This window comes from Kitasatospora sp. NPDC030952 (assembly GCF_055571335.1).
This window is the reverse complement of sequence record NZ_JBVIFM010000002.1, coordinates 642,881-662,279: the sequence shown is the minus strand read 5'-3', so window position 1 is coordinate 662,279 and position 19,399 is coordinate 642,881. Positions and strand designations below refer to the sequence as shown.

Here is a 19,399-nt window from a genome sequence, read left to right as displayed (position 1 = left end):
CCTGTACGAGGTGCACTCCGTCATGCGCACACCCACCCGTCGTACCGTCCTCGGCGCCGCGCTCGCCGCCGCCGGGACCGGCCTGCTCGCCGCCTGTTCCTCCGATTCCCCGGACTCGATGAGGGGAATGGACCACTCCTCGACGCCGCCCCCGGCCACCGCCCCGGCCGGCTTCGTCGCCCCGAACGGCCCCGAGGTCGCCGCCGCCGAGGCCGGCCGCAAGCCCGGGCCCGAGCGGAGGGTCGCGCTCACCGCCACCGAGACCACCCTCGACCTGGGCGGACGCACCGTCCGCAGCTGGGCCTACGGCGACCGACTGCCCGGCCGGGAGGTGCGCGCGACCGTCGGCGACACGCTCGCCCTCACCCTCGCCAACCACCTGCCGCAGCCCACCTCGCTGCACTGGCACGGCCTCGCCCTGCGCAACGACATGGACGGCGTGCCGGGCCTGACCCAGGAGCCGATCCGGGCGGGCGCCTCCTTCGACTACCGCTTCGCGCTCTCCCGCCCCGGCACCTACTGGTTCCACCCGCACTCCGGCGTCCAGCAGGACCGCGGCCTGTACGCGCCGCTGATCGTGGAGGACCCGAAGGAGCCGCTGCGCTACGACAAGGAGTGGGTCGTCGTCCTGGACGACTGGGTGGACGGCGTCGACGGCAGCACCCCGGACGCCGTGCTCGCCGAACTCGCCCGGGGCATGGGCGGGATGGACCACGCCGGCCACACCATGTCCGGGATGTCCGGCATGCCTGGGATGTCAGGGGCGCCGGAGTCGGCGGCGAGCGGCCCCTCCCGGATGCTGATGGGAGCCACCAGTCCGCTGCTCGGCGGCGACGCCGGCGACGTCGCGTACCCGTTCCACCTGGTCAACGGCCGCCTCCCGGGCGCCCCCGAGACCTTCACCGCCAAGCCCGGCGACCGGATCCGGATCCGGCTGATCAACGCGGGCGGCGACACCGCCTACCGGGTCGCCCTCGGCGGCCACGAGCTGACCGTCACCCACACCGACGGCTTCCCGGTCGAACCGGCCACCACCCAGGCGCTGCTGCTCGGCATGGGCGAGCGCTACGACGTGCTGGTCACCGCCCAGGACGGAGCCTTCCCGCTGACCGCCCTGGCCGAGGGCAAGAACGCCACCGCGCTGGCCGTGCTGCGCACCGGCGGCGGCGCCGGGCCGGACGCCTCGACCCGCCCGGCCGAACTGGACGGCCGGCTGCTGACCGCCGACCGGCTGAAGGCCGATCCCGGCGTCCGGCTGCCCGCCAGGGCGCCGGACCGCACCGTCCCGCTGGAGCTCACCGGCGGCATGGCGAAGGCCGACTGGGCGTTCAACGGCCGCAGGTACGACCCGGCGCAGCGCCACCCGGTCGCCGCGGGGGAGCGGGTGCGGCTGGAGTTCCGCAACAGCACCGCCATGTGGCACCCCGTCCACCTGCACGGACACACGTTCGCGCTGGGCGCCGACGGCCCGCGCAAGGACACCGCGATCGTGCTGCCGGGCACGACCCTGACGGTCGACTTCGACGCCGACAACCCGGGCCTGTGGATGGTGCACTGCCACAACGTCTACCACTCGGAGACCGGCATGATGACCGTCCTCGGTTACCAGGCGTAACCCCCGTCCAGGATCCGAGACGCCGGGGCGGCGGCCCGCAGCCCCGCCCCGGCACCGGACCAGCCCCCGCCCCGGCGCCGGCCCGGCCGCACCGTGCCACCCGCCCCGACCTGCGCAGCCATGACGTTTTCTTAACGCGGGCCGATGACGTCTCCTTAACGCCGGTCGCATAGCCTGGCGCACTGCCGTCGCCCGACGGCGCTTTTACGGGGTCTTTAATCAAGAGGTGCAAGGTGGTTTCGTCGGGTTCGACGGAGACGACGACGGAGGACCCGTCGTCGGCGCGAATACGGCTCCGCAGCTGGCTCCTGGAGGACGTTTCCGCTTCCAAGACCACGCCGGACGCGGACACGCAGGGTGATGCGCAGGGGGACGCGGAGCCGGGGGACTCCGGGGCACACGGCGGCGCGCACGAGGGTCAGCGCTGGTGGCGGGTCATGTGCCTGACCGGCGTCGACTACTTCTCCACGCTCGGTTACCAGCCGGGCATCGCCGCCCTCGCGGCCGGGGTGCTGTCCCCGATCGCGACGATCGTCCTGGTGCTCGTGACCCTGCTGGGCGCGCTGCCGGTCTACCGGCGGGTCGCCCAGGAGAGCCCGCACGGCGAGGGCTCGATCTCGATGCTGGAGCGGCTGCTGTCGTTCTGGAAGGGCAAGCTGTTCGTCCTCGCGCTGCTCGGCTTCGCCGCGACGGACTTCATCATCACCATCACGCTGTCCGCGGCTGACGCGAGCGCGCACCTGGTGGAGAACCCGCACCTGACCAGCGTCCTGGGCGGCAAGCAGGTGCTGATCACGCTGCTTCTGGTGGCGCTGCTCGGAGCGGTCTTCCTGAAGGGCTTCAGCGAGGCGATCGGCCTGGCCGTCGCGCTGGTCGGTGTCTACCTCGCGCTCAACGTGGTCGTGGTGGCCGTCGGCGTATGGAAGATCATCCAGGCCCCGCACGTGGTCACCGACTGGACCGACGCGCTGACGACCCAGCACGGCAACCCGATCCTGATGATCGGCGTGGCGCTGGTGCTCTTCCCCAAGCTGGCGTTGGGCATGTCCGGCTTCGAGACCGGTGTCGCCGTGATGCCGCACATCAAGGGTGACCCGGACGACACCCCGAGCAGCCCGGCCGGCCGGATCCGCGGCACCCGCAAGCTGCTCACCACCGCGGCCGTGATCATGAGCGTCTTCCTGATCGCCACCAGCTTCATCACCACGCTGCTCATCCCGGCCGCGGAGTTCAAGACCGGGGGCGAGGCCAACGGTCGCGCCCTCGCCTACCTGGCCCACGAGTACCTGGGCGGCACCTTCGGCAGCATCTACGACCTGTCGACCATCGTCATCCTGTGGTTCGCCGGCGCCTCCGCGATGGCGGGAATGCTCAACCTGATGCCCCGCTACCTGCCGCGATACGGCATGGCCCCGCACTGGGCGCGCGCGGTGCGTCCCATGGTGATCGTCCTCACCCTCATCTCCTTCCTGATCACCTGGCTCTTCGACGCCGACGTCGACGCACAGGGCGGCGCCTACGCGACCGGCGTGCTGGTGCTGATGAGCTCGGCCGCCATCGCGGTGACCATCGCGGCGTACAAGAAGCGCCAGCGCGGCTGGACCGTCGCCTTCGGGATCATCGCGGCGGTATTCCTCTACACCACCGTGCTGAACTGCATGGAGCGGCCGGACGGTCTCAAGATCGGTGCTTGCTTCATCGCCGGCATCATCCTGGTCTCGCTGCTCTCCCGGCTGCGCCGCGCCTTCGAGCTGCGCGTCACCGACGTGGTGCTGGACGAGACGGCCGAGCGGTTCATCCGCGACTACGCCCACCGCCCGCTGCGCCTGATCGCCAACGAGCCGACCAATCGGGACGTCGCCGAGTACCGCGACAAGATCCGGCAGATCCGTGCCGACAACGACATCCCGGGCGAGGACGACCTGGTCTTCGTCGAGGTGACCGTCCGGGACGCCTCGGACTTCGAGTCCGAGCTGACCGTGCGCGGCGAGGTGCTGCACGGCCGGTACCGGGTGCTCACCCTGGAGAGCTCCAGCATCCCGAACGCGATCGCCGCCCTGGCGCTCACCGTCCGGGACCGCACCGGGCAGCGGCCGCACCTGTACTTCGAGTGGACCGAGGGCAACCCCTTCGCCCAGTTCCTGCGGTTCTTCCTGTTCGGGCAGGGCGAGGTCGCGCCGGTCACCCGCGAGGTGCTGCGCGAGGCGGAGCCGGACCGCACCAAGCGTCCGCGCGTCCACGTCGGCTGACGGCTGACGGCTGACGCCTGACAGCGCGGCCACGGCGACGGCCACGGCGACGGCCCGTCCGGTCCACCAGGACCGGGCGGGCCGTCGCCGTTCCCGTGAGCGGCCCTAGAGTGCGATCGGACCATCGGAACATCGGATCGCGAGAAGGGGCCCAGCCCGAATGAGCACCGCACCCGAGCACTACGACCGTCTGCTCGCCGCCCACTACACCTGGATGCTGGGAGGCGACATCCCCGCGCTGGCCGAGGCGCAGGCCGAGCTGCTGGCCGGGCTCGGCGTCTCGCCCGGGACCGGCGCGGGCACCGGGGGCCGCACCGCCGTGGACCTCGGCGCCGGCCCCGGCACCCAGAGCCTGGCCCTCGCCGCGCTCGGCTTCGACCCCGTCCTCGCCGTCGACACCAGCGCCCCGCTGCTGGCCGAGCTGCGCGAGTCCGCCGCCAAGGCCGGGCACGCCGACGCCGTCCGTACCGTCGAGGCCGACCTGTGCGGCGCGCTGGCGCAGCACACCGGGCCGGGTTCGGTGGCGGCCGTGCTCTGCATGGGCGACACCCTCACCCACCTGCCCACCCGGGTGGACGTGACGGCGCTGCTGCGCGACGCCGCCATCGCGCTCGCCCCCGGCGGGCGGCTGGTGCTGTCCTTCCGCGACCTCACCCGCCCGCTGACCGGCCCTGACCGCTTCCTGCCGGTGCGCTCCACCGCGGACCGGATCATGACCTGCTTCCTGGAGTACCCGGACGAGGACACCGCGCTGGTGCACGACCTGATCCACACCCGCGCCGGCGAGGGCTGGAACCAGCAGGTCAGCAGCTACCCCAAGCTGCGGCTGGCCACCGACTGGGTGGTGGAGCAGGTCCGCGCCGCCGGGTTCGAGCCGAGCCACGACGAGACCAACGCGCGCGGGCTGCACGTACTGGCGGCGGTCCGCCGGTAGGCCGGGTCCGGCGGGGCGCCGAACGCCTCGCCGCCGACGACGCCTCGCCGCCGAACGCCTCGCCGCCCACGCCGGCGGGACGGCGTGGGCGGCGGATGGGCCGGAGGCGGCGGGGAGGGGGCTCAGGAGGGCAGGCGGAGCACCAGGCCGGGCTGGATGAGGTCCGGGTCCTCGCCGATGGCGGTGCGGTTGAGCGCGTACAGCGCGGGCCAGCCGCCGGGGACGTTCAGGGTGGCGGCGAGCTGGTCCAGGGTGTCGTCCTCGCGGACGGTCCACTGGCCGTCCTCGGCCGAGCCGGCGGCGGGCGGCGGCAGGACGGCGTCGCGCCCGTGGTCGCGGGTGGCCTCCGCGTCGCGGCCGTCGTTGCGCGGGCCGTCGTCGTGCCGGCCGCTGTTGTGCGGACGGGCGGCCTGGTGGCCGTGGCCGCCGACGGCCCGGGAGCCGCAGACCGGCCAGGGGGAGAGGCCGCGCCGGTCGGCCAGGTGCTGGGCGACCGTCATCTGCGCCTCGCGGCTGGCGAGGTCGGGGCGCGGGGCGTAGGCGAGGCCGCCGTTCTCCCGCCAGGTGGACTGGTCGAACTGGAGGCCGCCGAAGTAGCCGTTGCCGCTGTTGATGTGCCAGTTGCCGCTGCTCTCGCAGTCCGCCACCCGCTCCCAGTCGTACCGGCCGCCGTCCGACCTCCCGCCGGGGTCGGCCCCGCTGTCGCTGCCCGGGGGTGCGGCGTGGGCCGCGGGAGCGGCGAGTGCGACGGCGAGGGCGCAGAGCGCGGTGGGGACGAGGCGGCGGAGGCGAGCGGTGGAAGGCATGGGCGGCTCTCAGGTTCGGGGACAAGGCGTGCACCACCCGGAGGCGGCGCGTTCCAACCGACGCACGCCGGACAGGGCGCGCCGCCGCCGACACGTCCGAAAGGTCACCCGCTCGGCCGCGCGCACCACCCCGGCGGCCCGCGGCCATCCGGCCGTACCCCCGTCCGGAGCCGAACCCTAGAGTGGCCGGGACGCCACTCGACGAAGGGGACGGACGGACGATGACGATCGATCAGGGGACGGCGCGGGCCGAGCTGGGTGTGATCGGTGGTTCGGGGTTGTACGCGTTGCTGGAGGAGGTGGTGGAGGTGCGGGTGGAGACGCCGTACGGGCCGCCGAGTGACGCGGTGTTCGTGGGGGAGGTGGCGGGGCGCCGGGTGGCGTTCCTGCCGCGGCACGGGCGGGGGCACGGGGTGCCGCCGCACCGGATCGACTACCGGGCCAACCTGTGGGCGTTGCACTCGTTGGGGGTGCGGCAGGTGCTGGGGCCGTGTGCGGTGGGCGGGCTGCGGGAGGAGTACGGTCCGGGCACGCTGGTGGTGCCGGACCAGTTCGTGGACCGGACCTCGGGGCGGGTGCAGACCTTCTACGACGGGCGGGTGCTGCCGGACGGTTCGGTGCCGGGGGTGGTGCACGTGTCGATGGCGGATCCGTACTGTCCGGCGGGGCGGCGGGCGGTGCTGGGGGCGGCGCGTTCGGCGGCCTGGGAGCCGGTGGACGGCGGGACGCTGGTGGTGATCGAGGGTCCGCGGTTCTCCACCCGGGCCGAGTCGCGCTGGTTCACCGCGAACGGCTGGTCGGTGGTCGGGATGACCGGGCACCCGGAGGCCGTCCTGGCACGTGAACTCGGGCTCTGCTACAGCTCGTTGGCCCTGGTCACCGACCACGACGCCGGCGTCGAGAGCGGGGACGGGGTGACCCACGCGGAGGTGCTGGAGGTCTTCGCCGGCAACGTCGACCGACTGCGCACGGTGCTGTTCAAGGCCCTGGAGGCCCTGCCCGCCGAGCGGGACTGCGTCTGCTCGCACGTACTGGACGGCGTGACCACCGGCCTGCCGGGGGTGGCCGCGGGCTGACTCCCCGCCCGGACCAGCGTTCAGCTCCCGTTCGCCGTCCCCACACGCGAACGTGGGGCGGACGTACCGTCCGGCTGGGAGCCTCCTCGGCGTTTCTCATAGCCAGGAGGTTCCGGCAGTGGCACACCCCTCTCGTAGAACGATCCTTCGGACGGGCACGGCGGTCGGCGCGCTGACCGCCGTGCCCGCCTCCACCCTGTTGTGGACCCAGCCGGCCGTCGCCGGCACCCCCGGACCGGAGCAGATCCACCTCCAGTGGGGCAACGAGCCGTCCCGTCAGATGACCGTCTCCTGGGCCACCGCCGCATCGGTGCAGCGCCCCCGGGTGCGCATCGGCACCCCGCGCGGCGGCGCCGGCCGCACCGTCGACGCGCGCAGCCGCAGCTACGTCGACGGGCTCAACAAGGTCGAGACCTTCACCCACCACGCCCGGCTGGACGGGCTGCGCCCCGACACCACGTACGTCTACGAGGTGCTGCACGACGGTGCCCAGCCCGTCCGGGGCACCTTCCGCACCGCGCCCGCCCGCGGCCGGGCCGCCTTCCGGTTCACCAGCTTCGGGGACCTCGGCACCGGCGACAACGTGTTCGCCAAGTCGTCCATCCACGGGGCCGCCGCCGTCCGCCAGGTCGAGCAGTTCAGCCCGCTGTTCCACCTGCTCAACGGCGACCTCGCGTACGCCAACAACAACCCGCAACTCCAGCCGCAGGCCTGGAACGCGTTCATGAACAACATGGCCAAGTCCGCCGCCAACCGGCCCTGGATGCCGGCCCCCGGCAACCACGAGGTCGAGGCGGGCGGCGGCGACCTCGGGTACGCCTCCTACCTGACCCGCTTCGAGCTGCCCGACAACGGGACGCGCGACCACTGCGGCAACTGGTACAGCTTCCAGGTCGGTTCGGTGCTGTTCGTCAGCCTGGACGGCAACGAGATCGCCGTCGAGGACGACGCCAGCCTCGACCCGGCCACCGGGCAGTCCGTCTACATCAGCGACTACAGCGAGGGTGCCCAACTCCGTTGGCTGGAGCGGGTGCTGTCCCGGGCCCGGGGCGGCAGCGCGGTCGACTGGATCGTGGTCAACCTGCACCAGTTCGCGATGTCCTCCTCCGCCGCCAGCCACGGCGGCGACATGGGCATCCGGGAGAGGCTGCTGCCGCTGCTCGACCGTTACTCCGTCGACCTCGTGCTGGCCGGACACGACCACGACTACGAGCGCACCCACCCCGTCCGCGGCACCGAGCCGGGCGGGCTGCTCACCCCCGCCGTCGTCGACGACGACCTGCGGCAGATCGACACCTCGGAGGGGACCGTCCACCTGATCCTCGGCGGCGGCGGCACGGCGGGCCACGATGACGTCTACCTGCCGGTCGGTCCGGACGGCGTCCGCGAGGCCGCCGTCCGCACCCAGCGGCTCACCTTCAAGGCCGACCCGGACGCCAAGGAGAAGGCCCACTGGTCCGCCGTCACCGACCCGGACACCAAGTACCCGTACGGGGTGGCCGTGTTCGACGTCGACCCGGGACTGGTCCCCGGCGGCCGCACCACCATCACCGTGTCCTACTACCACTCGGTGCCGGCCACCGCCGCCGCGCCGCTGCCGACGCCGGTGCTGTACGACCGGTTCACGCTGTACCGCGACCGCAGCGACGGCTGGGGCGACGACGACCAGGGCGAGGACGAGAACTCCCAGGGCGAGCGTGCCGCCGCCCGGCGGTAGCTGATCCCTGCTCGGCCCGCCGCGCCGTTCCGGTGCGGCGGGCCCGTCCCCGGCGGCATCGGCTGGCGCCCCTGCGCAGGAAGTCGGCCCGGCCGACTTCCTGCGCAGGGGTCGGGAGGGCTGTGGGTCGATCACGGCTTCTTTCCCCGCCCCGCCCCGACGCGATCGTGCTCGCGTCGGGGCGGAAGCGAAAAGGGCGGGCCCGCACGCAAGACCCGGGCCCGCCGAGTCCGCGTGCCTGTCGATAGACGCACCCCGCTCGGCGACCAACTGGAGCTTTCCGAAGCCGACTTCGCCCTTGCCCCGGCCTCGAAGCCTCCACCTGCCTGACCGCCCCCCGGCGCCTGCCCCGCCCTCCTGCTGGGCGGCGCGACCCACTCGGTGGTCCAGTGCAGCGAACGCGACTGGCAGGTCACCTGGGGGCGCTTCGGCCGCATCCTCGCCGCCGACGGTCACCGCCGCTTCGTCACGGTGTAGAGCCTCACGCCGCACAGGAAGTCGGCCCGTCCGACTTCCTGTGCCGAAGGCGCCCGCGCCCGTCGCTCCCCGGGCGGCGGGCCCTTTCGTGTGCGGTCAGGCGGCTTGGGGGTGGTCGGGTGCGGCGGCGGGCGGGTGGGGGAGCCAGATCAGGTGGGCGGTGATGTTCGGGTGTCGAGCGAAGTGGCGGAGGGCGCGGTCGGGCGAGGGGAGGGTCAGGTGCGTTCGGCGGTCGAGGGTGATGACATGGGTGAGACCGTCGGGGTCGGCGAGGCCCCAGGCCGCCACCCAGCCGTCGGCGGCCGCTTCGCCTACGCCGCAGACCTGGACGACGGCGAAGAGTCGGGGTGCGGTGTCGAGGACGAGTCCGCGCAGCTCCTGGTCGAACGTCATGTCGAACGGGCGAGGGTTTGGCGAGGGCGCAGCAGTCATGGAAATCTCCTACGTGAAGGGGAGTTGGACGCTGCGCTGACGCCACCAGTGGGCAGCGATCGTCCCTGACGCAGGATCAAAGATAGCCAGTCGGTAGGATGCAGTCCACCCTCTTTGAGGGATCCATGGCACATCCACCCCAAAGAGTGAAGGGAGCGGCGGATGCCGCCCAGCAAGCTTCCGCCGAGCGCCCGGCAGCGACGTCTTGGTGCAGAACTGCGTCGGTTGCGCGAGCAAGCGGGTCTGTCAGCCACGCGGGCCGGGGAACTGCACGGTGCGACGCAGTCGCGGATCAGCAGCATCGAAGCCGGCGGATACCCGGTGAGCGCGGACCGGGTGCGGACCCTGGCGCGTCTCTACGGGTGCTCGGATGATGCCCTGATCGATGCGCTGACTGGCATGACCGGTGGTCGCACGCGGGGGTGGTGGGAGGAGTACCGCGAGATCCTTCCGGCTGGGGCGCTCGACCTGGCGGAGGTCGAGCACCATGCGCAGTCCATGCGGATCGTCTCAGTGGTTCACATCCCCGGGCTTCTCCAGACCCCGGAGCATGCCCGTGCGCTCTTCCGTGATGTAGTCCCACCGTTGTCGCCGCCCGAAGTGGAGCACCTTGTCTCCCATCGCATCAAGCGGCAGGCAGTGCTGTTCGGGAAGCAGCCGACCCCACTTTCCGCCGTTGTCCATGAGACCGCCTTGCGCATGGGTTTCGGCGGGACCGAGGTGGCCCGTGATCAGCTGGAATACCTGTTGACCGCGAGCGAACTCCCTCACGTCGATGTGCGAGTGATCCCGTTCGGTACCGGGAGCTACCCCAGCTCCGGTGCCGGGATCGTGTACTTCGCCGCTGAGGTCGCCCGGTTGGACAGTGTTCAGGTCGATGGGGACCGATTCGAGTTCATTGACACCGAGCCGCAGCTGATCAAGTATCGAGCCGTGTTGGATCGGCTGGAGGCGACCGCACTCGGGCCCGAGGCGTCTCGCGATCTCATCCGCCGTACCGCCCAGAGCATGTGAGACAGGAACGATCATGGCCGTTCAGAAGTGGCAGAAGTCCTCATTCAGCGGTGACACCGCCAACTGCATCTACGTCGCGGCGACACTCGGCGACACCATAAAGATCCGCGAGAGTGATGACCCCGACGTCATCGTCACCACCACGCCGGACGGGCTCCGTGCCCTCCTGCGCGGTGTCAAGGCCGGGGAGTTCGACCATCTGACGACGTAGCTACCCTGACGTGCATGGACTGGCTGGAACGCGTGGCGAAACTCAGGCGCTGGACGAGCAACGGCGTTCGGGCGCCGCACAAGCCGTTGTTGCTGCTGTACGCCCTCGGCAGCTACCAGCGGGACACCAGCGGGGAGTTGCGCTACAGCGTGGTCGAGGAGGAGCTGAAGCGGCTGCTCGCCGACTACGGGCCGGCGAATCCGACCAACCCCGGCTATCCGTTCCACCACATGGTCAGCGACGGCGTGTGGGAGGTCCGGACCGACGACGGGCCGGGGAGTCCCGGCAGCGGGGTCGGGGTGCTGCGTTCCAGCGGGGCGACGGGCAGGCTCGCGGCCGGGCTGCGGGTGGCGCTCGGGGAGGAGCCGGCGCTGTTGGGGCGGATGGCCAGGGTGCTGCTGGACGCGCACTTCCCGTCGTCGCTGCACGCCGATCTCTGCGAGGCGGTCGGTCTCGACCTGGAGCGGGCCGAGACGACCGCGGTCGTCGGCGCCCGGCGTCAGCGGGACCGGCGGATGCGCGAACTGATACTCACCGCCTACGAGTTCCAGTGCGCGTTCTGCGGCTACGACGGTGCCCTGGGCGCGAGCACGGTCGGCCTGGAGGCCGCCCACGTGCGCTGGTGGTCGCACGACGGGCCGGACGAGGTCGACAACGGCCTGTGTCTCTGTTCGCTGCACCACAAGCTCTTCGACAAGGGCGTCCTGGGCCTGGGGGAGGGACGCCGGATCCTGGTCTCCCAGCGGTTCGTCGGCCGCAGCCAGGCCAGCCGCCGGCAGGTGCTCGCGCTCGCCGGGCGTCCGCTGATCGGTCCGCAGCCGGGCAATCCGCCGGTCGCGGACCGGCACCGGGAGTGGCATGTGCGGCAGGTGTTCCACGGCGCCCCGCGTCAACCCGTGGAGTGCGGGGCGACGGTCGCTTAGCGCGGCACCTGAAACGGCCCGGGGAGGGACCGCCGAGCCCGCCCGGCCCGAGGAACCTGGGCCGGGCGGGCTCGTGGTGTCAGTGCGACCAGTAGGGATCGTCGACCGTCGCGCACTGGGCGGCGTAGTTCAGTGGTCCTTGGCCGAACCCGCCCTCCAACTTGTCATCGGTGGTGTCGGTGACGTCGGTGAGGTCGGCCCGCACCTCGGCGCAACCGTTCACACCCACGACGAACCAGAGGGTGAACCCCGGGTCCTTCACCTCCACGGACCACCCTTCATGGCGAACCGGGTACCCCTTTGCGGCCCAGAGCGCCTGGACGATCTCCAGCGGCTCGTTGAACCGCTGTGAGGAGATCCGGACTCGGGCCGTCTGTTTGGTGGTCATCATCGCCCGACCCGTCTTCTTGCACCCGGACGTGCCGCAGAATCCGGTCAGGTCGGGTTCGGTCTCGTACCTCGTCTCGGCCCACTGGAGCCCCGGATGGAAGGCCCCCGCGACATCGGCGAGTTCGGCCGCGAGCCGGTGCTGCGCCTGCTCGATCGGGATGATGGGCTTCTCGGGCTCCGGCCAGGCGTACCAGCCGACCAGGAGCGCCAGTAGTACCCCTGGCACGGTCAGCCGCCATGCCTTGGCCCTCATCTCGGATCCTCCCGGGTGATCGTGTTGCCGTGGCCGCTCACGATCTTCCCGATGTTGGAGAGCGAGTCGCCACCCTTGTCGTGCTTCCCGAAGTAGTTGTCGTGGGAGTCGGTCATGGTCCCGTCCGCCACCGAGAATCGCTGCCCGCCGAAGCTCTGGCTCGCCGGGTCGGTGCCGTGCCACGACCCGTCGGGATGCGCGATCGCCTCGTACGCGGCCCAACCGGGAATGAGCATCCCGGGAGCGGGCGCGTCCGCGACGGGGTCGTTCTTGGCCGTCCCGACGTACACGTGATCCGCACCGATTCCGAGCTGCGACGCCTTGTCCACCCCGACACCCGGGCTGCCGACCAGGACGATGTCGTCGACGGGCAGGCCGCCGGGCTGCTGGGTCGCCTTCCCGACCACCAGGGAGCCGTAGCTGTGACCCTGCGCGGTCATGTGCGCCGGTGCGCCTTCGTGGGTGGCCCGGAGTCCGGTGAGGAACTTGTTGTACGCGGCCCCGCCCTCGTCCGCCCGGTCCTTCATGAGCACCGAGGGGCCGTCCAGCTGCGGCGCGTCGTACCCCAACCAGAACACGGACGCGACGCTCGGCGTGTCGTGGTTGATCTCCGCAGTACTCACTGCGGCATCGTAGATGCGCTTCGCCGTCGTGGCGTCGCCGCCTCCGACGCCGGCCAGGTTGCTGTTCAGCCCGGGCACCAACGACGAGACGTTCCGGGCCTTGTCCGGGTCACCCCAGGACACGATCGCGCGGCCCTGACCCTGATCACCGATCCCCAACAACAGCAGGGGTGGGTCGGAGTGCGGCCCGCCCGCACCATCGTCCACCTTGCCGTCGAGCCGGTTCTGAATGGACTGGAAGCCGTCGAGCTGCTCCTTCAGGGTGTCGTGCTTGCGCTTCCACGCCGTGTAGTCGGGGTTCGCGACGGGACCGCCGTTGGTCTCGGCGGGGTCCAGGTACTGCTTCGGCGCGGGGCCGAGGTTCTTGAGTTGGTTGTTGCGGTCCTGGATCAGGTTCTTCAGGTTGGTCCGGTTGGCCTCGTCGCGGCCGGCGGCGGGGATGCCGTCCAGGTTTCCGATCTGGTCGGGGTGGTTGAGGATCATCCGGTGCTGCTGGTCGTCGGTGAGGCCGTTCCACCAGGCTTTGACGCTGTTGGGGTCGGTGCCGGCCGGGGGGATGGTCTGGAGCGCGTTGGTGGCGTCGGTGTCGGTCTTCGCGGTGGCGGAGTCCAGGCCGGTGCCGTTGCTGGCGTTGGTGGCGAGGTGGGAGAGCCGGGCGTTGATGGTCTGGTCGGCGTGGTCGGCCTCGTTGAGCGCGGCGGTGATCCGGGACTGGATCTGCTTGGCCTGGTTCTCGGCGTCGGTGCCCGCGAAGTTCGGGGAGTTGGGGTCCTTCTCCCAGGTGATCCCGCCGTCGGCGGCGACGGTCAGTTTGTGGGTCTTGGCGTCGTCGAGGGCGTTGATCAGGTGCGCCTGGGCGGCGGCGAAGCCGTCGTAGGCGTCCTGGAGGGCCCGGCTGACCAGGCCGAGTTCCTGCTTGGCGGCCTGGAGTTCGGTGCCCAGATCGGTGATCCGGGTGTTGGCGTGGCCGGCGGCGGTGCCGGTCCACTCGGAGTGGTTCAGCCGGCCGACGACGTCGTTCTGCCAGGATTCGATGTGCTGGCCGAAGGCGGTGGCCAGGGTGTCGAAGGCGTTCTTCGCGGTGGATATGCCGATGACGTCGGCGTCCTGGAGGGTCTTGATGTCCATCGCCTACTGGGCCCCCCGCCCGCGCCGCTCGGCCATCGCCGATGTCGCATCAGCGTTCGCCACGTTCATTCATCCCCCGTTGTTCGGCGCCGGTGTACTGCCCGGTTCCGTGGTTATTCGTCCGTAAATAGTAATGGATCATGAATTGGGGCCGGGTGGCTCTGCCCTCGGCGAATCTGCGGCGGGCAGAGAAACGGGGGCCGGGCGGCGGTCGGGGGTGAGAGTGGGGTCGACGGCATCTTCGGCCCGACGAGGAGGGACCACATGAATTCATTCGACGCGCCCCGCGCGGAGCGGGGGGACACTCCGCCCAGCGCCTTCGACGACCATCTGGCCGCCCAACTGCTCGCCCAGCGCATCGTGTTGCTCGGCACGCAGGTCGACGATGTGTCGGCGAACCGGGTGTGCGCGCAGCTGCTGCTGCTGTCGGCGGAGGACCCGCGCAGTGACATCGGGCTGTACATCAACAGCCCGGGCGGGTCGGTGTCGGCGGGGCTGGCGATCTTCGACACCATGCGGCTGATCCCGAACGACGTGTCGACGCTGGCGATGGGGTTCGCGGCCAGCATGGGGCAGTTCCTGCTCACGGTGGGGGCGCGCGGCAAGCGGTTCGCGCTGCCGAACGCGCGGATCATGATGCACCAGCCGTCGGCGGGGATCGGCGGTACGGCTGCGGACATCGAGATCCAGGCGGAGAACCTGGAGTTCACCAAGCGGTCCATCGAGCGGATCACCGCCGAGCACACCGGGCAGAGCGAGGAGACGATCGCCCGGGACGGCGACCGGGACCGCTGGTTCACGGCGGAGCAGGCCGTGGAGTACGGGCTGGTGGACCGGGTGGTGGAGTCGGTGACCGACATCCGTCCGGCCTCGTCGCGGCGACGGATGGGGCTCTGACATGGGGTCGTACACGGTTCCGTACGTGATCGAGCGGACGGCTCAGGGCGAGCGGTCCTACGACGTGTTCAGCCGGCTGCTGAACGAGCGGATCATCTTCCTCGGCACCGACATCGATGACGGGGTCGCGAACGTGGTCATCGCCCAGCTCCTGCACCTGGAGTCGGAGAACCCGGAGCGCGAGATCTCGATCTACCTCAACTCGCCCGGGGGATCGTTCACTTCGCTGATGGCGATCTACGACACGATGACCTTCGTGCAGGCGCCGATCTCGACGTTCTGCGTCGGCCAGGCGGCGTCGACGGCGGCGGTGCTGCTGGCCGGCGGGGATCCCGGGCGGCGGTTCGTGCTCCAGCACGCGCGGGTGCTGCTCGGGCAGCCGGCCAGCGGCGGGCGGCAGGGGATGGTCTCCGACCTCACCCTCGCGGCCAAGGAGATGGTGCGGATCCGCTCCCAGGTGGAGGAGGTGCTGTCCCGGCACACGGGGCACGACGTGGCGACGCTGCGCGCGGACATGGACCGGGAGAAGGTGCTCACCGCCGAGGAGGCCGTCGGGTACGGGCTCGCGGACGAGGTGCTGAGCCGGCGGCTGGCGTTCGGCTGATCCCCGGCGCGTGATCCCCGGTGCGTGATCCCCGGCGCGTGACCGGTGGCCGGTACCACGGGGGTGTACCGGCCGCCGGTCCGTCCAGGCGGTCCGTCCAGGCGGTCCGTTCAGGCGGCCAGGCAGAGGCCGTTGGTCCGCGCCGACGGCGCCGTGCGGCGGTGGGCCGACTGGCTGCGGGTGTGCCGGACCAGTTCGTCCTGGGCGAGCGAGAGGAGGTCGCCGAGGCCGAGTCCGAGGGCCCTGGCGGCGGCCGCGAGCACCTCGGAGGAGGCCTCCTTGCGTCCGCGCTCCAACTCGGACAGGTACGGCATGGAGATCCGGGCCTCCTCCGCGACGTCCTTCAACGTGCGCTCCTGGGCGAGCCGTTCGCGCCGCAGCACGTCGCCGACCAGGTCACGCCAGAGCGGTTCCTTGGGTGCGGCCGGTTGGGGACCCGGGCCGGAACGCGGCGGCGGGGTCTGCGGGCGCAGCGGGATGACGCGGGCTTCGTTCGGCGCTTGAGTGCTCACCCCTTCAGCCTAGGGATCCGGGGCGCCGGGGGAAGGGGGCGGCGTTCTGCCCTCGGTGAAGTCGTGCGCACCGAGCGGCCTTCGGCCGTTGCTGCGGCGGGCCGCGCTCTAGTCGGAGTTCTCCCAGACCAGGATGCCGGGTCCGTCCGGGGTGAGGACCGGGACCCAGGCCTCGTCGGCCTGGGCGAGGCGGGACTCGTCGAGGACCAGCGGGGTGGGGAGGGCGTCGTCGCGGTTGTCGGAGGCGTAGACGGAGAAGCCGACGGCGGCCCGCAGGCGGTCGAGGAGGTCGGCGGGCCAGTCCAGGCCGCTCGATCCCCGCTTCTTCAGCTCGCGGACGAAGATCGCCCGCAGTTCGTCGTCCAGCCGGCGGCCGAGGAGGGGGATCAGGTAGCCCTCCTGCTCGTACTGGGCGCAGCGGAGGCCGCCGCCCTGGTTCTGGTAGACCACGCCGGTGGGCGCCGCCACGATGACGAACATCCAGCCCAGGCCCGTGCCGGAGCTGACCGGGTCGAGGAAGACGTACCGCTTGCCGTGGTTCGGGTGAGACATGGTCGGAGGGTCGCACAGAACGGCCGGATGCCGCACCGGGATTGATCGGGGGCGGGCCGAAGGGCGGGCTGTGGGGCCTCTGTTAGCCTGCTTGACATGATCAGGAGGGGGCCGGGGACGGGTGCGCAGCGGGCCCTGATCGCCGCGAGTTTCGTCAGCAGGGTCGGCAACGGGCTGTTCAACAGCGCGGCCATCCTCTACTTCACGCTGGTGGTGCACCTGCCCGCGACCCAGGTGGGGGCCGGACTGACGGTCGCCGGGCTGTGCGGCCTGGCGGCGGGCGTGCCGGCGGGGAACCTGGCCGACCGGTACGGGCCGCGCCGGGTCTGGCTGACGGCCCTCGCCGTGCAGGCCGCCACCATGGCGGCCTTCGTGCTCGTCGACGGCTGGCTGGTGTTCGCCCTGGTCGCCACGCTGGACCGGCTGGCCGCCACCGCGGCGGGTGCCGCGGGCGGGGCGCTGATCGCGCGGGTCGGCGGGGAGCGGCCGGCGGCGTTCCGGGCCAGGCTCCGGACGTTCGTCAACCTGGGGGTGGTCGTGGGCACCCTGGGGGCGGCCATCGCCGTCCAGCTGGACACCCGGGCCGCGTACACCGGGCTGATCCTCGCCAACGCCGCGAGCTTCGCCTTCGCCGGGCTGATCGCCCTCCTGCGCGTCCCGGACTACCCGCCGCTGCCGCGGCCCGCGGCGCATGGGCGGTGGTCGGTGCTGGCCGACCGGCCGTACGTGTCCTTCGTGGCGCTGTACAGCGCCATCGGGTTGCAGTATCAGACCGTCTCCCTGCTGCTGCCGATCTGGCTCAGCGCCCACACCGACGCCCCGCGCTGGACGGTGGCGGCGGTCTACGCGGTGAACAGCGCGGTCTGCGCGCTGCTGCAGAGCAGGCTCGGCGCCGGGGTGGAGACCCCGCGGCAGGGCGGTCGGGCGTTCCGGCTGGCCGGGCTGCTGTTCCTGGTGAGCTGCCCGTTGATGGCGCTGACGGCGGACGTGCCGACCTGGGTCGCGCCGGTGCTGGCCGTGCTCGCGGTCTGCGTCCACAGCGTCGGGGAGGTGTGGGAGTCCTCGGCGGGCTACGCGCTCGGTTACGGGCTGGCGCCCGATCACGCCCAGGGGCAGTACCAGGGCCTGTTCGGCATCGGTTTCGACGCGGGCCAGGCGCTCGCCCCGCTGGTGCTGACCGGGCTGGTGCTCCCGCTGGGCCGGCCGGGGTGGCTGCTGCTCGGGGTGTTCTTCGCCGTCCTGGGGGCGGCCGGGCCGTCGGTGGCCGCCTGGGGTGAGCGGACCCGCCCGGTGTCGCCGGGCGCGGGGCCCGCCGCCGAGGCCGGGCCGGCGCTCACAACCTGAACCCCGGCGCTCACAACCTGAACCCCGCCGCGTCCGCTGTGCCCGCCGCGCCCGCCGCGTCCGCCGCGCCCGCCGCGTCCGCTGTGCCCGCTGCGCCCGGGGCGCGTCAGGGGAAGATCCGGCCCAGGTGGTGGTGCAGGACGGCGGTGGCGTCCTCGGGCGTGCGCTGGTGGAGGAGGACGCTGAGGCCGAGGCCGGCGGAGAGGGCGAGCAGGACGACGGCCTCCTGGCGCGGGTCGGCGGCGCCGGCGGCGGTGAGCTGGGCGGTGAGGAAGGCTTCCATCTCGTCGGGGGCGGCGAGGAAGGACCGGCCGGCGAGGGCGGGGTCGGTGACGGAGAGTACGGCGTACTCGGTGTAGATCAGGTGGAAGGCCCGGCTCTCCTGGTCGGTGGGGACGGCTTCGAGCAGGACGGCCTCGATGATCCGGCGCGGGTCGGTGCCGGCCCCGGTGGCGCGGACGCGCTGCTGGACGCGTTCGCCCATCCGGGTGGCGAGGCGGGTCATGGCGGCGAGGAGCAGCTGCTCCTTGGTGTCGAAGTAGTACTGGACGAGCCGGACGGAGACGCCGGCCTCGGCCGCCACGGAGCGCATGGTGACGGAGTGCAGGCCGCTGTGCGCCGCCGAGCGGAGCAGGGCGTCGATGAGGTGGGCCCGTCGTTCCTCGTGATCCACCAGCTTGGGCATCGGGTTCCTTCCGGATGTTTTTGTGGTACAACCATATCACCAAAACCGGGAGGGATCATGACCAGGACCAGCGTCGGACACTTCGCCAGCGAGGCCGCGAAGGCGAAGTTCCTCAAGGCCTACGACCGGGCGATGGAGCTCTGGCCGAGCCCACGACGGGAGTTGGACGTCGAGACCGGCTACGGCACCGTCCACGTCCACCACTACGGGCCCACCGAGGGCGAGCCGATCGTGCTGCTGCACGGCCACGCCGGGCACCCGTCCAACTGGTACCCGCAGATCGCCGCCCTCGGCGCGCACCACCCGGTGTACGCGATCGACACCCTGGACGACCCGGGCCGCAGCGTGCAGCGCGCCGTCGCCGCCGGGTCGCCGGAGAACGCGGCCTGGCTGGGGGAGGTGCTGGCCGGGCTCGGGCTGGAGCGGGTGCACCTGGTGGGGGTCTCGTACGGCGGCTGGCTGGCGCTCAACCAGGCCGTCCACGGGCCCGAACGCCTCTCCTCCGTCACGTCGTTGGACCCGGGCGGGATCGAGAAGGTCCCCGCGCGGTTCTACGCCCACATGATCGGCGGGCTGTTCGGCATGCTGGCCCCGCGCCCGCTGCGCCCCGCCGTGGGGCGACTGCTGGCCAACCCGGCGCTCGGCGCGCCGCGCGAGATGATCGCCCCGCTGATGCTCGCCATGCGCAGCTACAAGCCGAGCAGCCGCCCGCCGGCCCGGCCGTTCACGGACGGGGAGTTGGGCTCGATCGGGCTGCCGGTGCTGATGCTGGTCGGCGGGCGCAGCGCGCTGCTGCGGCCGCGCCAGGTGGTGGAGCGGGTCACGGCGCTGATCCCGGGCGTGCGGGCGGAGATCGTCGAACGGGCCGGGCACGGGCTGAACCTGGAGCAGCCCGAGCTGGTCAACGAGCGGCTGCTGGGCTTCATCGCTTCGGTGCAGCAGTCGGTGTAGGCGGCC

19 protein-coding genes are annotated in these 19,399 nt (G+C 72.0%); 12 read left to right on the top strand and 7 right to left on the bottom strand.

The features are described 5' to 3' along the window. Nucleotides 1–22: 22 nt before the first annotated feature. From ACZ47G_RS07640 to ACZ47G_RS07630, 3 genes are all read left to right on the top strand, one after another. Nucleotides 23–1,615: a multicopper oxidase family protein gene (locus ACZ47G_RS07640; protein ID WP_465740536.1), complete on the top strand. Its 1,593-nt coding sequence runs from the start codon at nucleotides 23–25 to the stop codon at nucleotides 1,613–1,615. A 437-nt stretch (nucleotides 1,616–2,052) separates the two neighbouring features. After that, nucleotides 2,053–3,864: an APC family permease gene (locus tag ACZ47G_RS07635; RefSeq protein ID WP_465740535.1), complete on the top strand. Its 1,812-nt coding sequence runs from the start codon at nucleotides 2,053–2,055 to the stop codon at nucleotides 3,862–3,864. 160 nt (nucleotides 3,865–4,024) lie between these two features. Next, nucleotides 4,025–4,798: a class I SAM-dependent methyltransferase gene (locus ACZ47G_RS07630; RefSeq protein WP_465740534.1), complete on the top strand. Its 774-nt coding sequence runs from the start codon at nucleotides 4,025–4,027 to the stop codon at nucleotides 4,796–4,798. A gap of 122 nt (nucleotides 4,799–4,920) precedes the next feature. Here ACZ47G_RS07630 and ACZ47G_RS07625 read toward each other — a convergent pair whose 3' ends face one another. Then, complete coding sequence (locus tag ACZ47G_RS07625; protein ID WP_465740533.1) at nucleotides 4,921–5,604, bottom strand: transglycosylase family protein; 684 nt, start codon at nucleotides 5,602–5,604, stop codon at nucleotides 4,921–4,923. A 221-nt stretch (nucleotides 5,605–5,825) separates the two neighbouring features. On the opposite strand from ACZ47G_RS07625, the gene ACZ47G_RS07620 reads away from it, so the two are divergent. Together ACZ47G_RS07620 and ACZ47G_RS07615 are read left to right on the top strand one after the other, a co-directional pair. Next, complete coding sequence (locus ACZ47G_RS07620) at nucleotides 5,826–6,680, top strand: S-methyl-5'-thioadenosine phosphorylase (RefSeq protein WP_465740532.1); 855 nt, start codon at nucleotides 5,826–5,828, stop codon at nucleotides 6,678–6,680. 118 nt (nucleotides 6,681–6,798) lie between these two features. Then, a complete protein-coding gene (locus ACZ47G_RS07615) occupies nucleotides 6,799–8,397 on the top strand; it encodes a purple acid phosphatase family protein (protein WP_465740531.1) in 1,599 nt (532 codons plus the stop codon). 573 nt (nucleotides 8,398–8,970) lie between these two features. Here ACZ47G_RS07615 and ACZ47G_RS07610 read toward each other — a convergent pair. Then, nucleotides 8,971–9,306, bottom strand: coding sequence for a hypothetical protein (locus ACZ47G_RS07610; protein WP_465740530.1), 336 nt, complete (start codon nucleotides 9,304–9,306; stop codon nucleotides 8,971–8,973). A gap of 162 nt (nucleotides 9,307–9,468) precedes the next feature. Here ACZ47G_RS07610 and ACZ47G_RS07605 point away from each other — a divergent pair, with 162 nt between their 5' ends. From ACZ47G_RS07605 to ACZ47G_RS07595, 3 genes are read left to right on the top strand one after another with little or no spacing between them, the layout of a single operon-like run. After that, the gene (locus ACZ47G_RS07605) at nucleotides 9,469–10,320 is read left to right on the top strand and encodes a helix-turn-helix domain-containing protein (RefSeq protein WP_465740529.1); all 852 of its coding nucleotides are present in this window, start codon (nucleotides 9,469–9,471) and stop codon (nucleotides 10,318–10,320) included. A gap of 13 nt (nucleotides 10,321–10,333) precedes the next feature. Further along, nucleotides 10,334–10,531, top strand: a complete 198-nt coding sequence (locus ACZ47G_RS07600; protein WP_465740528.1) for a DUF397 domain-containing protein — start codon at nucleotides 10,334–10,336, stop codon at nucleotides 10,529–10,531. A 14-nt stretch (nucleotides 10,532–10,545) separates the two neighbouring features. Beyond that, nucleotides 10,546–11,454, top strand: coding sequence for a phosphorothioated DNA-binding restriction endonuclease (locus ACZ47G_RS07595; protein WP_465740527.1), 909 nt, complete (start codon nucleotides 10,546–10,548; stop codon nucleotides 11,452–11,454). Between the two features lie 79 nt (nucleotides 11,455–11,533). Here the strand turns inward: ACZ47G_RS07595 and ACZ47G_RS07590 are convergent, their stop codons facing one another. Both ACZ47G_RS07590 and ACZ47G_RS07585 read right to left on the bottom strand, forming a co-directional pair. Further along, the gene (locus ACZ47G_RS07590; protein WP_465740526.1) at nucleotides 11,534–12,097 is read right to left on the bottom strand and encodes a hypothetical protein; all 564 of its coding nucleotides are present in this window, start codon (nucleotides 12,095–12,097) and stop codon (nucleotides 11,534–11,536) included. Beyond that, nucleotides 12,094–13,848: an alpha/beta hydrolase gene (locus tag ACZ47G_RS07585; RefSeq protein ID WP_465740525.1), complete on the bottom strand. Its 1,755-nt coding sequence runs from the start codon at nucleotides 13,846–13,848 to the stop codon at nucleotides 12,094–12,096. Before ACZ47G_RS07585 ends, ACZ47G_RS07590 begins: the two co-directional genes overlap by 4 nt. Nucleotides 13,849–14,112: 264 nt before the next feature. On the opposite strand from ACZ47G_RS07585, the gene ACZ47G_RS07580 reads away from it, so the two are divergent. Continuing rightward, a complete protein-coding gene (locus ACZ47G_RS07580) occupies nucleotides 14,113–14,745 on the top strand; it encodes a ClpP family protease (RefSeq protein WP_465740524.1) in 633 nt (210 codons plus the stop codon). Between the two features lies 1 nt (nucleotide 14,746). After that, nucleotides 14,747–15,349 carry a ClpP family protease gene (locus ACZ47G_RS07575; protein ID WP_465740523.1) on the top strand — a complete coding sequence of 201 codons (603 nt, stop codon included), beginning with the start codon at nucleotides 14,747–14,749 and terminating at the stop codon, nucleotides 15,347–15,349. Nucleotides 15,350–15,459: 110 nt separating this feature from the next. On the opposite strand, the gene ACZ47G_RS07570 is transcribed toward ACZ47G_RS07575, so the two are convergent. Both ACZ47G_RS07570 and ACZ47G_RS07565 read right to left on the bottom strand, forming a co-directional pair. Next, nucleotides 15,460–15,861, bottom strand: a complete 402-nt coding sequence (locus tag ACZ47G_RS07570) for a helix-turn-helix domain-containing protein (RefSeq protein ID WP_465740522.1) — start codon at nucleotides 15,859–15,861, stop codon at nucleotides 15,460–15,462. Nucleotides 15,862–15,969: 108 nt separating this feature from the next. Next, nucleotides 15,970–16,413, bottom strand: coding sequence for a DUF6210 family protein (locus tag ACZ47G_RS07565; RefSeq protein ID WP_465740521.1), 444 nt, complete (start codon nucleotides 16,411–16,413; stop codon nucleotides 15,970–15,972). Nucleotides 16,414–16,509: 96 nt separating this feature from the next. Between ACZ47G_RS07565 and ACZ47G_RS07560 the strand changes: the two genes are divergently transcribed. After that, nucleotides 16,510–17,757, top strand: coding sequence for an MFS transporter (locus ACZ47G_RS07560; RefSeq protein ID WP_465740520.1), 1,248 nt, complete (start codon nucleotides 16,510–16,512; stop codon nucleotides 17,755–17,757). 106 nt (nucleotides 17,758–17,863) lie between these two features. On the opposite strand, the gene ACZ47G_RS07555 is transcribed toward ACZ47G_RS07560, so the two are convergent. Next, complete coding sequence (locus tag ACZ47G_RS07555; protein ID WP_465740519.1) at nucleotides 17,864–18,442, bottom strand: TetR/AcrR family transcriptional regulator; 579 nt, start codon at nucleotides 18,440–18,442, stop codon at nucleotides 17,864–17,866. Nucleotides 18,443–18,499: 57 nt separating this feature from the next. Between ACZ47G_RS07555 and ACZ47G_RS07550 the strand changes: the two genes are divergently transcribed. Beyond that, nucleotides 18,500–19,393, top strand: coding sequence for an alpha/beta fold hydrolase (locus tag ACZ47G_RS07550; RefSeq protein ID WP_465740518.1), 894 nt, complete (start codon nucleotides 18,500–18,502; stop codon nucleotides 19,391–19,393). The last annotated feature ends 6 nt before the right edge of the window (nucleotides 19,394–19,399 follow it).

Bases quoted from the DNA above. Each gene is read 5' to 3' on its own strand.
- ACZ47G_RS07640 (WP_465740536.1), top strand. From the start codon at position 23: ATGCGCACACCCACCCGTCGTACCGTCCTCGGCGCCGCGCTCGCCGCC.
- ACZ47G_RS07635 (WP_465740535.1), top strand. From the start codon at position 2,053: ATGTGCCTGACCGGCGTCGACTACTTCTCCACGCTCGGTTACCAGCCG.
- ACZ47G_RS07630 (WP_465740534.1), top strand. From the start codon at position 4,025: ATGAGCACCGCACCCGAGCACTACGACCGTCTGCTCGCCGCCCACTAC.
- ACZ47G_RS07625 (WP_465740533.1), bottom strand. From the start codon at position 5,604: ATGCCTTCCACCGCTCGCCTCCGCCGCCTCGTCCCCACCGCGCTCTGC.
- ACZ47G_RS07620 (WP_465740532.1), top strand. From the start codon at position 5,826: ATGACGATCGATCAGGGGACGGCGCGGGCCGAGCTGGGTGTGATCGGT.
- ACZ47G_RS07610 (WP_465740530.1), bottom strand. From the start codon at position 9,306: ATGACTGCTGCGCCCTCGCCAAACCCTCGCCCGTTCGACATGACGTTC.
- ACZ47G_RS07605 (WP_465740529.1), top strand. From the start codon at position 9,469: ATGCCGCCCAGCAAGCTTCCGCCGAGCGCCCGGCAGCGACGTCTTGGT.
- ACZ47G_RS07600 (WP_465740528.1), top strand. From the start codon at position 10,334: ATGGCCGTTCAGAAGTGGCAGAAGTCCTCATTCAGCGGTGACACCGCC.
- ACZ47G_RS07595 (WP_465740527.1), top strand. From the start codon at position 10,546: ATGGACTGGCTGGAACGCGTGGCGAAACTCAGGCGCTGGACGAGCAAC.
- ACZ47G_RS07590 (WP_465740526.1), bottom strand. From the start codon at position 12,097: ATGAGGGCCAAGGCATGGCGGCTGACCGTGCCAGGGGTACTACTGGCG.
- ACZ47G_RS07585 (WP_465740525.1), bottom strand. From the start codon at position 13,848: ATGGACATCAAGACCCTCCAGGACGCCGACGTCATCGGCATATCCACC.
- ACZ47G_RS07580 (WP_465740524.1), top strand. From the start codon at position 14,113: ATGAATTCATTCGACGCGCCCCGCGCGGAGCGGGGGGACACTCCGCCC.
- ACZ47G_RS07575 (WP_465740523.1), top strand. From the start codon at position 14,747: ATGGGGTCGTACACGGTTCCGTACGTGATCGAGCGGACGGCTCAGGGC.
- ACZ47G_RS07565 (WP_465740521.1), bottom strand. From the start codon at position 16,413: ATGTCTCACCCGAACCACGGCAAGCGGTACGTCTTCCTCGACCCGGTC.
- ACZ47G_RS07560 (WP_465740520.1), top strand. From the start codon at position 16,510: ATGATCAGGAGGGGGCCGGGGACGGGTGCGCAGCGGGCCCTGATCGCC.
- ACZ47G_RS07555 (WP_465740519.1), bottom strand. From the start codon at position 18,442: ATGCCCAAGCTGGTGGATCACGAGGAACGACGGGCCCACCTCATCGAC.
- ACZ47G_RS07550 (WP_465740518.1), top strand. From the start codon at position 18,500: ATGACCAGGACCAGCGTCGGACACTTCGCCAGCGAGGCCGCGAAGGCG.